Here is a 15,182-nt window from a genome sequence, read left to right on the forward strand (position 1 = left end):
TCCGGACACAGTTGCTCCGGAATCTTAAGATTCCTCGACCAGACCTGCCCCGGACAGCATCGCACAGAGAACCCTGTCGGGCCCAGGATCGTCGCAGGTCGGTTCCGCTCCGAGAGACTTAGAGAACGTCCGGGCAAGCTTCTTTGACTTTCCCCGGACAGCTCTGGCCCGGACACAGTCCTTTCCGCAGGAGGGTTTATCAGCAGCCTGCTAGCGGCTCGCGGCGTGGGGGACGAACCAGACGAAGTCCGCCATGCCCGAGAGGCCCTCGGGCAAGGAGGCCGGGCACTCCGAGCTCCCTTCGGTGTAGAAGGTCGTTTGGAGAGCGCCGGGTGCCCGCCGGCCGATGCCGAAGGGGATGCCGGCCCCGTACATGACATGGCCGTTGCCCGCCACCACCAGCAAGGCTGAACCGGAGTCCGCGTTGAGGTAGGCCGAGGCGTTGGCGGCCATGACCTCGTTCCAGATCATCATGGCCTGCAGATAGTGCTCCCAGGTCACTCCCGGCATAGCCAGGAGGCGGAACTCTTTTGCCGCCGCCCCATGGCCGCCGAAAGCCGCCTTGAGGAACTCCATATAGCGCGGGTCCTGGGAAAGGGCCATGTCCTTGGGCAGCAGCGCCCTTTCCTCCGGCGTGAGCCCTTCGAGGCCGACGCGCGCCGTCTTGGTGACGAGGCCTCGCGGCGCGTTCAAAGCCAGGGCCTTGAGGCGGTGTTCCCGGATGAGATCGAAGAGCGGCTTGTAGAGCGCGAAGGGGAAGCCCCATTCCTTCTGCCAGTCCGCCTTGGCCAGGAACTCGGCCTCCGAGAGCCGGCCCGCGGCGTAATCGTCGAGCACGCCCTGGAGGGACTCGTTGAGCATCTCGAAGCCGACCGCCACCTTGTCCCCATGGGACGCGGCCAGGGCCTTGAGCACCTCGAGCTGGGCCAGATGGTCGTTGGCCTGGTCGTGCGTCTCGCCGACCGAGACCGCGCGGCTGCGCGCGATGGCCTCGGCCACGGCCTGGGGCGGGGCCGGCTGGCCGGTCGCGCCGGCCAGGACGCAGGCCCCCGGCCCGGAGGAGGGGGCGGCCGGCCCGGCAGGTCCGCGCTTACCGGCCGGGGCCAGCAGGAGCGCGGCGGCCAACACGGCGGAGGGGAGGTCCATCAGCTCTTCTTGGCCGGGGGGCTCGCGATGCCGATGTTCTTCAGGAAGGCCTCATCGTTGGGCTCGCGGCCCAGGAATGCGCGCAAGGAGACCGCCTCCTCTCGCGAGCCGCCTTTCTCCAGGACCTCCCGGCGGTACTCCCGGCCGACCTTCTCGCTGAGCAGGCCTTCCTTGACGAAGCGCGAGAAGCCGTCGAGGGCGTAGACCTCGCTCCAGAGGTAGCCGTAATAGCCCGCGTCGTAGCCCATGAGGTGCGTGAAGCTCGCCTCGGGAGTGGTCTGCGCGCTCATGGGGATCAGGGAGACCTCCTTCATGAGCTTGCCGTAGAGGGCCGTGGTGTCCGGGAGCTCGGCAGCGGTATGCAAGGTCATGTCATAGGTGGCGAAGAAGTTCTGGCGCAGGTAGACCAGGCCGGAGTCCGCGTTCTTGGCGGCCAGGAGCTTGGCGATGAGCGCCTTGGGCAGCTTCTTGCTCCGGTCCTGGTAGAAGCCGGAGACGCGGTTGAGGACCTCTTCCTTCCACACCCAGTTCTGGAACATCTGGGAGGGGGACTCGACGAAGTCGCGGGCCACGGAGCTGCCGGAGAAGCGCTGGTACTTGGCTCGCGTGAGGGTCTGGTGCATGATGTGGCCGAACTCGTGGAACAGGGTCTCCACCTCGGAGTGCGGGATGGTCGAAGGCTTCTCCGCGGTGGGCTTGTCGAAGTTGGCCACGATGGCGCTGACGGGCTTCTCATAGGAGCCGTCCGGCAGCTCACGGCCCTGCAGCAAGGTGAAAGCGGCCGCGTGCTTGTACTTGCCCTCGCGCGGGTAGAGGTCCATGTAGAACTGCGCGAGCTTGACCCCGGTGCGGGAATCCGAGATCTCGAACTGCTTGACGTCAGGATGCCAGGCCCGGGCCGGCGCGACCTCGGAGAAGGTCAGGCCCAGGACCTCCTGGTAGATCTGCAGCATCTGCTCGACAACCAGGTCCGTGGGGAAGTAGGCCTTGATCTGCTCCTTGTCCACCTGGTAGCGCTTCTTCATGAGCTGGTTGTGGTAGTAGCGCCAGTCCCAGGCGTGCAGGACGCCGTCCGACTTGGCTCCCTCCACCTGCTTCTTGAGCGCCAGCAGGGCCTGCAGCTCCGGGCGGCCCTTGCGGTAGAGCTTCTCGCGCAGGCCGGAGAGGAAGTTCAGGACTGTGTCTGGATCGCCGGCCATGCGCTCTTCGAGCACGTATTCGGCGTGGTTCTTGTACCCCAGGAACTTGGCCGCGCTGTCGCGCAGCTTCAGGATCTCGGCCAGGCGCTTCTTGTTGGCCTCGCCGCCGCGGCTGTCGAATTTGGTCTCCAGGATGCGGCGCGCCTGCGGGTCCTGGGCGTTCTCCATGAAGGGGAAATAGTCAGGGTAGTCCAAAGAGACCTTGTACTTGCCGCCCTCCTTGGGCAGGCGCTTGAGCATGTCGGCGGGCAGCCCGGCTACCTGAGCCTCGGTGAAGAGCGCGGTGTCCTTGGTCTCGGAGACCTCCTTGGTGAAGTCATTGGAAAGCTCCACGATCTTCTGGCGCATGGCCTTGAGCGTCTCCCGGTCGGCCGGCGGCAGGCCCAGGCCGCTGCGCTTGAAGTCGAGCAAGGTCTTCTCCGCGAGGCGCGTTTCCTCGGGAGGCAGGAGCTCGCCGCGGTCCGCGGCGGCCTGCAAGGGCTTGAAGAGGTCCTCGCGGCTGAAGACGTCAACGAGATACTTGGAGATGTCCGTGTCGCAGGCCAGGCCCGCGTCGCGCACGGCCTTGTCCACGGCCACCTGGCCCAGGAACATGGGCGCCGCGGTCTCGTCCTGGAGGTCGGCCAGGACGTCCGAGAAAGTGACGAAGGTGTTGGCGAAGGCGGGCCGGGCTACGGTCGCCAGCGCCTTGAGGCGGTCTTCGGCGCGCGCCTTGGCCTGCCGGCAGGCCTTGCCGACCTGGTCGGCCGTGAGACCGAAATCCAGCGGGCTGGGGGCCGCGGCGGCGTGGAGGCTTGGGGCGCGGAGGATGAGGGCGGCTATGATGACGCAAGTGCGCATGGGATGTCTCCTAGGTCTTGGTCTTGCCGTAGAACTCGTTCCAGGCCTTCCGGCACGGGCACCAGGTGCCGTGCCAGTTGATGAGGCGGCCGAGGGGCCGGTCCGGATGCTCGCGCGCCCAGCGGCAGGCGGGGCAGTTCTCGCAGTGGTCGGCCAAGAGCCGCTTGAGGTCCATGGCGGGCAGATTCTGCCATTAATGGAGGATACGCGCAACCGGGTTTGATATGATGGATATATGAGGCAGGCTCTCCGGGCTTTTCTGGCCGCTGCGCTGGCAGGGCTCGTGCTGACTTGCGCCTGCGCCAGGCCCGCAGCCGAGAAGCCCCAGCCCGCGCCCGCGGTCAAGCTCAGGCTGCTGCAGGCGCCGCTGGCCGAGTTGGACGGCTGGAGCGGCCTGCGGGGCAAGCTCGTGGTCGTGGAGTTCTGGGCCACCTGGTGCGACTCTTGCGTGGAGGAGCAGCCCCATCTCAACGCGCTGGCCGAGAAGTTTCAGGGCCGCCCCGTGCAGTTCCTGTCCGTGACCGCGGATTCCGAGAGCGAGGTACGGAAATTCCTCAAGACGCACCGTCTGGCGGGCTGGATCGGGCTGGACCTGGACGGCGCCGCTTCAGAGGCTTTCGGCGTGCACGGCCTGCCCCACACCGTGATCCTCAACGCCCAAGGCGAAGTCCTGGGCGAGACCTACCCTGAGCTGCTCACCGCGGAGCGGCTGGAAGCCATGCTCGCGGGCGCCAAGTCCTGAATCAGCCGTGCAGTATCCCGGTGGCGAAGAGCAGGGCTATGGCCACGCCCAGCAGGGACTCTCCCGCGATGAACCCCGAGGCCACGGTGACCACGTACTTGTCCGCGAGCGCCGGCTTCTTCACCTCGAGGACCGTGGTGATGGCCGCTCCGATGAACATGGAGAGGACGTTGTAGAACGGGATCACGAAGGCCAAGCCCAGGCCCATGGCCGAGGGGATGAACTTGTGGTATTTCGGGAAGAGCCGCTCCAAGGTCGGTATCAGGATGCCCAGCAAAGCGCCGATGAGCAGGCCCCAGCGGGCCGTCGGGTGCAGGGCCTCGAAGCCGTTGGCCAGCAGGCGCGCCACCGCGGCCCAGATCTGGGCTGAGGGCGCGGGCCACTTGTCCGAGCCCAGCACCTCAGCGGTGGGCACCAGCACGTAGAAGGCCGGGACCACCACCACCAGCCCCGCGAAGACCCCGATGAGCTGGGAGAGGAACTGCTTGCGCGGGTTGGCGCCCAGGATGTAGCCGGTCTTGAGGCTGGTCAGCAGGTCCGCCGAGGCGCCGGCCGCGCCGGCCGTGACGCTGGCGGTCATGAGGTTGGTGGTGATGTTCGAAGGGGCGAGCACGCCGAACATGAGCTGGGTGATCTTGCCCATGGCTCCGATGGGCGTGGTGTCCGTCTCGCCCGTGGCGCGGCAGGCCACGATGGAGAGGAAGAAGGTCATGGCCACGGCCACGAATCCCATCCACCAGCTCGTGCCGAAGGAGAAGTTGAGCACCGCCATGCAGCCCAGGCCGGAGACCGCGAGCCCGGTGAGGAACCACGACGAGGGGACCTCGATGCCCGCCAGCTGGTCGACGGCCTTGGTCGCCTTGGGGAAGAAGATGTCGGTGATGCCGGAGAGGGCCCGCAGGACGGTGCGCCACTGCAGGGCGAACATGAACAGGCCTGAAGTGGCCATGAGCGAGGCGCCGGTCCAGGTGCTCCAGCGCACGATCTCCCGGTAGCCCAGCTTCGGATCGATGGCGCCGATCGCCGCCATCTTCGGAGCCAGCACCCCGTAGTTGATGATCCCGCCCAGGAGCATGGACCAGCCCACCTTCCAGCCGATGATGGCGCCGGCCGCGATCATGATGGTGGAAGGCTCGAACGAGAGGGTGAGCTTGCTCATCGGGTAGCCGCCGATCGGCCAGGGCAGGTTCCACATGCCCGGGATGATGAAGGGGAAGGGCTTGCCCGAGTCGCGGCACCAGGCCACGATGGCGCCAAGGAACCCCGCGATGCCCAAGGACTTGGCTTTGTCCGTGGCATCGCGGCCCTTGGTGTGCAGGCTCTTCAAGACCTCGGCCGCGGCGATGCCGCTGGGGAACTTGAGCTGCTCGACGTTGATCATCTGCCGCTTCATGGGGATGGACATGAAGCAGCCCAGGCCCGATAGGAAGATGGTCCAGCAGGTCAGCGGGATCCAGCCGATGTGGTGGCCGGTCACGATGAGGTAGGCCGCGATGGCCGAGGTCATGGTCCCGCCCGTGGAGTAGCCGGCGGATGAGGCCGCGGTCTGCATGCAGGTGTTCTCCAGGATGGTGAACTCGGTCATCTTCGGCATGACGGCCTGCAGGATCTGGCAGATGGCGTAGGAGAGGATGCAGGCCGTGATGGCCACGCCCAGGCCCCAGCCGGTCTTGAGGCCCACGTAGAGGTTGGACAGGGACATGAAGGCGCCCAGCAGGGCGCCCATGAGCATGGCCCGCCAGGTGAGTTGCGGCATGTCGCCGCGATAGACGTGCTTGAGCCAGTGCGCTTCGATCTGCTCCGGGGTGCGCTTGCTCTTGGTCTCGGGGCCCTCCTGATCCGGCAGCTCCGTGAACTCCTCGCCCATGGTCTCCACATGGGGGACGTGGTCTTCGTGTCCCGGGTGGGCAGGATTCTGATTGGTCATGGGGTCTCCTAGGAGCGGCGCCGAAGCCCCAAGATTATAAACGATTTTAACTGGAATTGATCTGGGCAAAATAATGCCGGCTAGGTCCCTTGACACACTGAGCCCGTCTCTTTACACTTTTGGATATGCTCCGGTCCGCGTTGCTGGTCCTGAGTGTCTGCTCGGCCGTGCCGCTTTGGGCCGCCGGCCCGGAGACCGAGCGGGCCTTGGTCGAGCAGGGCTTCGGCGTGGCGCCGGCCTTGCCGCCGCTCCACATCCAGTCCGCGCCGCCCCCTCATACCAGGCTGCCGCAGATCCGCTCCGCCCTCGATTTCAGCGGCGTCCAATGGCCGGCCGAGCTGACCGAGGCGGACCGCATCGCCTTCGAAGTGGCGCTCAACATCTCGGGCAGCTTCGAGGGGGATGACGGCTGGGTCAACCTCACCAACGATTTCGACGGCCAAGGCCTGAGCCTCGGCCTGCTCAACCAGTGCCTGGGCCAAGGCTCTCTGCAGCCTCTGCTCATCGCGATGCGCGACCGGCATATGGACCAGATGAGCGTCGTCTTAAGCACCGCGCACCTCGCGAGCCTCTCAGGCATGCTGAGCCAATGGCAGAGCTCGATGACCGTCCAGTCGGCTTCCGAGCCGCGGCTGTCCTGGCTCGACGAGACCGCCGGCCCGTTCCAGGCGCAGGGCTTCGACCCCGACCAGGCCAGCGTGGCCTGGGCCAGGGCGAACCTCTACACCGACGGCGGCAAGAGCTTCGACCCGGTCTGGAAGCAGGAGCTCACGGCCCTGGCGAACAATCCGGAATATGTCACTCTGCAGATCAATGCGGCGTTGGGCTATCATGCCAAGGCCGCGGCCTATGAGTCCCAGGTGGGCGTGCGCCAGCTGCGGGCCTACCTGATGCTCTTCGACGTCGTGGTCCAGAACGGGGGCCTCTATCCTGACGACCTCGCCGACTACGCGGCCTATGTGAAGGCGAACCCGCACGCCACGAGCACGCAGAAGCTCCAGAAGCTGCTGGCGCTGCGCCTGCGCCACGTCCGGGCCAAGTACGTCGCGGACGTGCGTTCCCGCAAGGGCGCCATCATCACCGGCACCGGCGTCGTGCATGGCGTCAAGCGCGACCTGCCGGCCGAGTATGTCTACGATCCGCTCTGGGTCTACCGATGACCGCCGCTTTCCTGCCGAGGCCTTTGCGCTCCCTGCTGAGCAAAGTCCAGGACTGCCTCGGGCTGAGCCCCTGGGCGGTCCGCCCGGGCGGCACGGGCAGCTTGCGCATCCCGCCGGCCGAGGAGACCAGGGCCAGCGTGGCGCGGTTCCGGGAATCCGCGGAACGATATTTCCTGCTGGATTTCGCGCGGGACCGTTTCGTCCAGAGCCGCTTCCTGCTCGCGGCCGCCCGTCTGCGCAAGCGCCGCCGGCGGAAGTGATCGTCCCGGCAGTCCTGAAAAGGCCTGCGCAGGCCTCCGCGGATTGGTATAATAGGTATGGCGTTCAAGAGCGGACTCCGGAGGAATGCAATGGCTTACAAGATCAGCGAGAAGTGCAACGCGTGCGGGACCTGCTTTGAGACCTGCCCGTCCGAGGCCATCGTCAAGGCCGAGCCCCAGTACAAGATCGATGCGGAGAAGTGCATCGACTGCGCGGCCTGCGAATCGGCCTGCCCCGAAGGCGCCATCTCCGCCGGCTCCTAAGAGCCTACCTGCGCCCGTCGTAGAGCGGTTTGCACGCTGCGGTGTCCCTCAGACTGCGTCTGGGGGACTTCGCTATTTTCAGGAGCAGGGCCAGGAATTCCCAGGGGCTGTACAGATAGAACTTCCGGCCTGAGCTGACGTGCGGGGCTCCGGTGAGGATGATGAAGCCCAGGCCCCGGGGCTTGCCCCAGCGCTTGAGGTCTCGGCTTAGGCCCACTTCCTCGCCCGCGGCCAGGTCGGGAGGAAAGCCCCCGACGTCCCGGAAGGCATCGGCGCGGCAGAAGACGAAGGAGCCGGCGGCCCACTTAAGGCTCCGGGACAGCAAGGTCCAGAGCCGGACCGCCAGGACGCCCCACCAGGGCTTGCGGTCGAAGTCGATGACCGAGCCGCCGCCCACCCAGCGCCCGCCCGCCGCGGCCGCGAGCATCGCGCGCAGGGTCGCGGCCGACAGCAGCGAGTCCGCGTCGATGAAGAGCAGCCACTCGCCCGAGGCCGCGGCCGCGCCCGCGTTGCGCGAGCGCGAGATGCGGTTGGCCGGCTCGAAGACGACCGTGGCCCCGGCCTCTTTGGCGATGCGGGCCGTGGCGTCGGTGGAGTTGTTGTCGCAGACCACCACCTCGTAGTCGGCGAGGCCGCAGGCCGCGGCCGCTTCGCGCGCGCTGCGCAGGCAGCCGGCCAGCAGTTTCTCCTCGTTGAAGGCGGGAATGACGATGGAGAGCTTCATGGGCGGGCCGCATGATATCAAATCCGGCCGCATTGTGGCCGTTAAGCGAACTCCGCACCGCAGGTGCGGAGTCCAGCGGCCCCCCTCGGAGGGGGGCCGCTGTTCCGTCGGGGTGGCAGAGGCTAAGGCTTGCCGGCGACCTTCTCGATGCAGGCCGCGGCGTCGTGGGCGGGCGAGTTGACCAGGGGGGAGACTTCGTAGGCGTCGAGCAGCTCGTCATGGCAGGGGATCAGCAGCCGCCGGATGTCCTTGGGGTCGGCCTTGGCGTCGAGCCAGGGGTCCTCGGCGCCGGGGTCGAGGATGACGGGCATGCGGTCGTGGATGGCCTTTAACGCGCCGGCGGCCGGGGTCGTGATGATGGTAAAGGTCCGGAGCTCCTTGCCCTCGGGGCCCTTCCAGTGGTCGTAGAGGCCGGCCATGGCGAAGGGCTTGCGGCTCTTGAGGACGATGCGCATGGGGGTCTTGGTCTTGGCGCCGGGGGGCTTGGCCCATTCGTAGAAGCCGTCGGCGATGACGAGGCAGCGCTTGTGCTTGAAGGGCTCGCGGAAGCTGGGCATGTCGCAGACGGTCTCGCAGCGGGCGTTGATCATTTTGTGGCCGATGGAGGGGTCTTTGGCCCAGGAGGGGATGAGGCCCCAGCGGTAGAGCCGGAGGGCGCGGCCGTTGTCGTCGACGATGACGGGGGCGTCCTGGGTGGGGGCGATGTTGTAGCGGGGCTTGAGGTCAGCGGGGGCGTCGGTGAAGTGGAAGCGCTCCTGGAGGGTCTTGAGGTCGAGGCATTGGGTGTAGCGGCCGCACATGGGTTGAGTTTAGCGTTTTGAGTCGAGGGATTCCAACGATGCACCTTACCTTCAAAGAACTCCGCGCCGCAGGCGCGGAGTTCGGCCGGCCCCTATGAGGGGGTCTCGATTTAAGCTGCTCCGGCTTAATTCCTATTGTAGCCGCGTTCGCGACTGAGGAGCACATCCTTCCAGTATTTCTCTCTTTGAATGATGAAGTCGTCATCGGTCTTCATAGAGAAATATTCCAGTAGTGCAAACCGGAAATTCCTCTTAGCGTACTTCAATCCTCGTCGGGAGATTAATCTTGTCAGCTCGTCAGTATATCCGTGCCCGGTCCCAATATAGCACTCCCACCTGGACAGGACGCCAGATGCCCCATACGCTGAGCCGACGTATCGCTTTCCGTTCCGTCTGTTGGTAATCAGATACACGCCTTTGGCATTCTCCAGGGCTGTCCTCCAATCGGGACGTTGATGCAGGACTTGCTCCAGCCTTGGAAAATCAACATCGATGCGATCATACCCGGGGAAAACTTCGCCGGTATAGGGCGCGGCGAGAATCTCAGTAACGATGAACTTGTTGTAGTACTTCTCAAGGTTGAAAGCTTTTGCTCGACCGGGGCGTTTCAAGGACAATTTCAGACGGCCGATGAATGGTTTGCTCTCCGCCAGCAATTCAATCCTATAGCCATAGTCATTCCTGACTGGCTTTCGGGAAATGACCCGATATGCTCCACCGAAAAGCCACCGCTCCTTCTCTGGATAGAAATCTATGAAGGCGAGGATGAAATCCCGACCAAAATCATTTCTCGTTCCACACCATCTGTTCCAACCTTCCCATTCCTTCCGATCGCGTACAAAGACATCGAGCGGTTGGTGCGTCCCATTCCAGCATGCCAGATGGAGTTTGTACTGTTCGGGATTCCTTATCGGGTAGATTTCCGACAGCTTGATTTCCATCTCAATCTCCTGACCAGAGGTGGCCTTTCATGAGCCTGATTGGCGTTGGTAGAGATATTTTTGGAAGCCGCAGAAAACCCGGCCGATGTCCTCCGGCCGGCCAAGGTCGGCCACAGCGTCCGCTAGGGAGTCGTGGTACTTCAGGCGGAGCAGCGGCGTCAACTTCTCTCGGTCGAGTTCATCAACACCTTCGCTGACATAATGCTGCAGTACAAAATCGAGGAAGGCCTGCTGCTTGGCACTGAAATGGGAGCCGATATCGGTCTTCGCATTCGCTGCGCGGACCTCGCGAGTGACGGGGGGCAGAGCATAGGCCACGTGCGCGAGCACGTCAAAGATGTCGCTATTCTCGGCGTCGATGATCTTCTGCATCTCGGCTAGTTGCTCGTGGCCGAATCCATTCTCGGCCAGTCCTTCCAAAAGCCTCTTGCGCGTGTCAGGGGCGCTCCATATTGCCCGAAGCTCGGCTTCATTCTTGAAGAACTCTGGCAATTTGCCGAATAACATCTCCAAGAACTGCTGTGCGGACATGGGTGTGCCGTCAGGATGCCAGAAGGTCGTGCAAGTCATGTGCTGAATGTTCCGAGCCTTCCCATCGGCCAGCTTCACCTTCGCCTTCTTCTTGCAGACGCACGGGCGTTTGCCGCATTTCGGGCAGACCCCCCGATCACATTTGCAGGGGCGTTCACCGCAGATCGGGCAAGGTCCCGGTTCTGTTTTCTTGCATATGCACGGGCGGCGGCCGCATTTTGGGCATATCTCGGGTTCAAGCGGCTCGCCGTCCCATTCGGGGTCGTTGAAATGAAGGTGAGCCTTCACGAAGTCGTAGATCGTGAAATAGGCCTTGTCCTCGTAAAGCCGCGTGCCGCGCCCGATGATCTGCTTGAACTCGATCATGGAGTTGATTGGACGCATCAGGACGATGTTGCGAATGTTGCGGGCGTCCACCCCGGTCGAGAGCTTTTGCGAGGTGGTCAGGATGGTGGGGATGGTCTTCTCGTTGTCCTGGAAATCGCGCAGATGCTGCTCGCCAAGGTCGCCGTCATTGGCCGTGACCCTCTGGCAATAGTTCGGGTCCTTGCTGGTCTTCATCTGGTTGATCAGGTCGCGTACGGCCAGGGCATGGTCTTGGTTGGCGCAGAAAACCAGGGTCTTCTCGCTCTGATCGATCTGGTCCATGAACACCTTGACCCGATGGGCCTCGCGCTCCTTGATCTCGATGACCTTGTTGAAATCGGTTTCTGTATAGAGCTTGCCGGCCTCGATCTGACCCTCCACCACGGTGTCGTCCGGGGTATAGACATATTCGTCGAGAGTGCTGGATATCTCCCTGACCTTGAACGGCGTCAGGAAGCCATCGTTAATCCCTTCCTTGAGCGAATAGATGTAGACCGGGTCGCCGAAGTAGCGGTAGGTGTCGGCGTTCTCCGTGCGGCGAGGGGTGGCTGTGAGGCCCAGCTGCACGGCGGGGGCGAAGTATTCCATAATGCCGCGCCAGTTGCTCTCATCGTTGGCACCGCCGCGATGGCATTCGTCTATGACGATGAAGTCGAAGAAGTCGGGGGGATATTCGCCGAAGTAGGGCGAGGGCTTGCCGTCCCTGATTGGCCCGGTCATGAAGGTCTGGAAGATGGTGAAGAATAGGCTGCCGTTCTTGGGGACCTTACCCTTCTTGCGGATATCGGCGGGCGAGATGCGGACGAGCGCGTCCTCGGGGAAAGCTGAGAATGCATTGTAAGCTTGGTCTGCGAGGATGTTGCGGTCGGCCAGGAACAAGATGCGCGGACGGCGAGAGGGGTCGCGACTCAAATTCCAACGGGAGTGGAAGAGCTTCCAGGCGATTTGGAAGGCGATGAAAGTCTTGCCGGTGCCGGTGGCGAGGGTCAGCAGTAGGCGGTTGTCCCCGGCGGCGATGGCTTGGAGCGCGCGGTCGATGGCGATATCCTGATAATAGCGGCTTGGGTGAGAGCCGCCTTTGTCCTCGTAGGCGACGGTGGTGAAGCGGTCTCGCCAGGCGTCGACCTGCGCAAAGGTAAGGTCCCAGAGTTGATCCGGGGTGGGGAAGCGGGGAATCTCGCCTTCCTGTCCAGTATCCATGTCGATGCGGTAGAAGCCGCGGCCGTTGGTGGAGTAGGCGAATCTTACGGCAAGTTTGCCGGCGTAGTTCTTGGCCTGGCCCACACCCTCGGTCAATTCTGCATCGTAGGGTTTGGCTTCGATGGCAGCGAGCTTGGTGTTGCGGTATTCAAGGACGTAGTCGGCGGTGAGAGGTTTGCCGCGGCGGCCGTGGCCTTCGATGCGGCCGAGGGTGATGGAATATTCGCGCCGGATGCGACTGCCGTCGACGACGCCCCAGCCGGCGGCTTTGAGGGCGGGGTCGATGTGCTCGGCGCGGGTTTCGGCTTCGTTCATAGCTAAAGGATTCCGCTGAAGGCTTGGTGCAGGAGTGAGTCCTTTAGTTCCTCCAGGGAGGCAAGTTTCTGTCGGTATACGGACTCGAGATGCTTGGTCTCTTGGTGTAAGGAGTCGAGCTGAGCTATGATTGCTCGCTGTTCCGTCCGGTCAACAGGGAATGGGATCAAATTGCTCAAGATGCGTTTCGGCGCTGTGTGTTTTACCATTGTTCCAGTCGCCGACCTCTTGATATTTGTCAGGAAGCAATCGGTCATCATGAAATAGTAGAGGAAACGCTTTTCGAGACGGTCGTTGGAAAAAACCACCCGGCCTATCCGCTGATTATGCAGCACGTTGTCGGTCTCGACGAAGGCTGGTTTGCCGAGAATCTTCATCTTCGACGAGAGGTCGGTCATCACAACAACCAAGTCGCCCACGCGGAATAGGAACTCGGGAAGTGGTCTGCCGCGAAATCGTTTAGTGTTCTTCTCGTTGAATAGGAGCTTGCCATCCTCTGTGAAGTTTCCCGGGGTGACAATCAGCGGATTGCCCTTGGGGACGCCACTGGAGAACTCCGCGCCATCAAAGGCAAAGCCATGCTTCACATCACAGATTGCGCCAACTCGGTCTTCCAACCAGCCCTTACCCCGTTTGGAAAAGATCGAATTGAGATGGCTCCTGAACAGCCCGCGGACATTTTGGAAGTTCTTCTCGGCATTCGCTTTGGCCGTTGCGACGCCGGCAAAAGCTTTGTCGAGCATGCCAACGATGCGCCGTTGTTTGGACAGTGGCGCGATTGGGATTTCAATCTCCCTAATGAGTCGCATAGTAAGTCCGCGTCGTTCGTTCCCGTCATCGCCGGTCATCCGCCGGATTTCTTCATACCGGCCGTGGAGGTTGGCGTATAGATATTCCGGGAGAAGTCCCTTCGGATCTGTTGGAGAAATACTAACCAGCGACTGATTGCAGGTCGCTCGCGTTCGCAACAAGGCGACCGTTCCCCGCGTCCTGCCTTGGCCGTTCAGCGCAATCAATACCGAGTTTACGGGAAGAAGCTTTGCATTGGAGTTGCGCATGCCGGCTTCTGTTATCCTGCCTTCGCAATCGGTGATTTCCTTCTTGTGGATATCACCAGAAACTAGCCATTTGATGCCGCCGCCAAAATATTCTGGCTTGGCCCTGCTCGGCGTTCCGCCCGTGACCAGATGGCAGACGTCGCCAATTTTCGTTGTCCGCCATCCCCTAGTCATAGAAGTGCTTTGATTCTTCCCAACGCGGCGGCGCTCTCAGCATCCAGAGCGGCGATATCCTTTAAGATATCCTTCGGGCTGCGGTGCTTCACTTCCTCGCCGCCGTCGGGGTTTCTCGCGGACAGGTCGAAGGTCTCTTGGTCAATGGACTTGGCATCCACCATCCATGACTTCGGTGAGGCGGCAAAGGTCCTCTGCATTTTTACAAACTCGGCCAGGTCGTCATCGTTGAGCGGGTTCGTTTTGCCGAGGTTTCGGCCCGGGTCGAGCTGATAAAACCAGATCTTTCGCGTGGGCGCTCCCTTCTCAAAGAAAAGAACCACGGTCTTCACTCCGGCGCCCTGGAAAGTCCCACCAGGGCAATCAAGCACCGTGTGAAGGTTGCACGATTCCAGCAGGAGCTTCCGCAGACTCGTGGAGGCATTGTCTGTGTTCGAAAGGAAGGTATTCTTGATGACCACGCCGGCCCGGCCGCCGGCCTTGAGCATCTTGATGAAGTGCTGGAGGAAAAGGAAAGCCGTTTCTCCCGTGCGGATGGGGAAGTTCTGCTGTACCTCCTTGCGCTCCTGACCACCGAATGGCGGGTTGGCCAAGATCACCTGATATCGGTCTTTTTCTTGGATGTCGGCCAGGTTCTCCGAGAGCGTGTTGGTGTGGATGATGTGCGGGGCCTCGATGCCATGCAGAATCATGTTCATGATCGCGATGACATAAGCCAAAGACTTCTTCTCTTTCCCGTAAAAAGTGCGGGTCTGGAGCGTGTCTAGGTCCTTGGTCGTCAGGCCCTTGCCTGCAGATAAATAAACGAAGGACTCGCACAGGAAGCCTGCGGAGCCAGCCGCGCCGTCGTAGATGCGGTCGCCAATCTTCGGCTTGACCACCTTGATTATGGCGCGAATCAGAGGGCGCGGCGTGTAATACTCTCCTCCGTTTCGGCCAGCGTTGCCCATGCGCCTGATCTTGTCTTCGTAGAGATGCGAGAGCTCATGCTTTTCCGTCTGCGAGCGAAAGCGCAGTTCGTCTATGTGGTCAATAATCTCGCGAAGGTTGTAGCCGCTTTGGATCTTGTTCTTGATCTCGCCGAAAATCTCCCCGATCTTGTATTCGATGGTGTTCGGCCCGCTGGCCTTTTGCTTGAAGCCGTGGAGGTAGGGGAAGAGCTTCTGGTTTACGAAGTCGCGGAGGTCGTCGCCGGTTTTGGCCGCGTTGTGGTCCAGCTTGCCGTCCTTGCCCTTGGGCGCGGCCCAGGAGTCCCAGCGGAAGGCCTTGTCGAGGATGAAGGAGTATCTCTTGCCTTCCAATGCAGCCTCGGTCGCCTTGTCTTGTTCGAGGCCGTCGAGGTACTTGAGGAACAGCAGCCAGGAAGTCTGCTCGGTATAGTCGAGCTCCGTGGTGCAGCCGGCCTCTTCGCGGAGAACGTCGTCAATTTGTTTGAAGGTTTGTTCGAACATGGGTTCTTAGGGAATCCTCTCAGCCGGTATCTGCTAAGTATTGGTACGCTATGATACCATGCTGGGAAGCCGGTGGAATACCCA

14 protein-coding genes are annotated in these 15,182 nt (G+C 62.5%); 4 read left to right on the forward strand and 10 right to left on the reverse strand.

What is annotated here, in order from left to right:
* Positions 1–210: 210 nt before the first annotated feature.
* Genes NTY77_06205 through NTY77_06215 form a run of 3 tightly spaced genes read right to left on the reverse strand, consistent with a single transcriptional unit; the run spans position 211 to position 3,360 of the window.
* Positions 211–1,146 (reverse strand): ChaN family lipoprotein, encoded by a 936-nt coding sequence (locus NTY77_06205; protein MCX5795067.1) that lies wholly within the window; start codon positions 1,144–1,146, stop codon positions 211–213.
* A complete protein-coding gene (locus tag NTY77_06210) occupies positions 1,146–3,185 on the reverse strand; it encodes a Zn-dependent oligopeptidase (protein MCX5795068.1) in 2,040 nt (679 codons plus the stop codon). The genes NTY77_06205 and NTY77_06210 overlap by 1 nt, the downstream gene beginning before the upstream one ends.
* 10 nt (positions 3,186–3,195) lie before the next feature.
* The gene (locus NTY77_06215; protein ID MCX5795069.1) at positions 3,196–3,360 is read right to left on the reverse strand and encodes a hypothetical protein; all 165 of its coding nucleotides are present in this window, start codon (positions 3,358–3,360) and stop codon (positions 3,196–3,198) included.
* Positions 3,361–3,420: 60 nt separating this feature from the next.
* Here NTY77_06215 and NTY77_06220 point away from each other — a divergent pair, with 60 nt between their 5' ends.
* Positions 3,421–3,927 carry a TlpA disulfide reductase family protein gene (locus NTY77_06220; protein ID MCX5795070.1) on the forward strand — a complete coding sequence of 169 codons (507 nt, stop codon included), beginning with the start codon at positions 3,421–3,423 and terminating at the stop codon, positions 3,925–3,927.
* Position 3,928: 1 nt separating this feature from the next.
* Here the strand turns inward: NTY77_06220 and NTY77_06225 are convergent, their stop codons facing one another.
* A complete protein-coding gene (locus NTY77_06225; GenBank protein MCX5795071.1) occupies positions 3,929–5,854 on the reverse strand; it encodes an OPT/YSL family transporter in 1,926 nt (641 codons plus the stop codon).
* Between the two features lie 125 nt (positions 5,855–5,979).
* Here NTY77_06225 and NTY77_06230 point away from each other — a divergent pair, with 125 nt between their 5' ends.
* From NTY77_06230 to NTY77_06240, 3 genes are all read left to right on the forward strand, one after another.
* Positions 5,980–7,014, forward strand: a complete 1,035-nt coding sequence (locus NTY77_06230) for a hypothetical protein (protein ID MCX5795072.1) — start codon at positions 5,980–5,982, stop codon at positions 7,012–7,014.
* Entirely contained in the window at positions 7,011–7,274 is a 264-nt protein-coding gene (locus NTY77_06235; GenBank protein MCX5795073.1) for a hypothetical protein, read from the forward strand. Before NTY77_06230 ends, NTY77_06235 begins: the two co-directional genes overlap by 4 nt.
* Before the next feature lie 90 nt (positions 7,275–7,364).
* Entirely contained in the window at positions 7,365–7,538 is a 174-nt protein-coding gene (locus tag NTY77_06240; GenBank protein ID MCX5795074.1) for a 4Fe-4S binding protein, read from the forward strand.
* Positions 7,539–7,542: 4 nt separating this feature from the next.
* On the opposite strand, the gene NTY77_06245 is transcribed toward NTY77_06240, so the two are convergent.
* From NTY77_06245 to NTY77_06270, 6 genes are all read right to left on the reverse strand, one after another.
* A complete protein-coding gene (locus tag NTY77_06245; GenBank protein MCX5795075.1) occupies positions 7,543–8,262 on the reverse strand; it encodes a glycosyltransferase in 720 nt (239 codons plus the stop codon).
* Positions 8,263–8,384: 122 nt separating this feature from the next.
* Positions 8,385–9,062 (reverse strand): SOS response-associated peptidase, encoded by a 678-nt coding sequence (locus NTY77_06250; protein MCX5795076.1) that lies wholly within the window; start codon positions 9,060–9,062, stop codon positions 8,385–8,387.
* A gap of 125 nt (positions 9,063–9,187) precedes the next feature.
* Positions 9,188–10,003: a GIY-YIG nuclease family protein gene (locus tag NTY77_06255; protein ID MCX5795077.1), complete on the reverse strand. Its 816-nt coding sequence runs from the start codon at positions 10,001–10,003 to the stop codon at positions 9,188–9,190.
* 27 nt (positions 10,004–10,030) lie between these two features.
* The gene (locus NTY77_06260; GenBank protein MCX5795078.1) at positions 10,031–12,415 is read right to left on the reverse strand and encodes a DEAD/DEAH box helicase family protein; all 2,385 of its coding nucleotides are present in this window, start codon (positions 12,413–12,415) and stop codon (positions 10,031–10,033) included.
* A gap of 2 nt (positions 12,416–12,417) precedes the next feature.
* A complete protein-coding gene (locus NTY77_06265) occupies positions 12,418–13,647 on the reverse strand; it encodes a restriction endonuclease subunit S (GenBank protein MCX5795079.1) in 1,230 nt (409 codons plus the stop codon).
* Positions 13,644–15,098, reverse strand: coding sequence for an N-6 DNA methylase (locus NTY77_06270; protein ID MCX5795080.1), 1,455 nt, complete (start codon positions 15,096–15,098; stop codon positions 13,644–13,646). The genes NTY77_06265 and NTY77_06270 overlap by 4 nt, the downstream gene beginning before the upstream one ends.
* Between the last annotated feature and the right edge of the window lie 84 nt (positions 15,099–15,182).

This window comes from Elusimicrobiota bacterium (assembly GCA_026388095.1).
Taxonomy (GTDB): Bacteria; Elusimicrobiota; Elusimicrobia; order UBA1565; family UBA9628; genus UBA9628.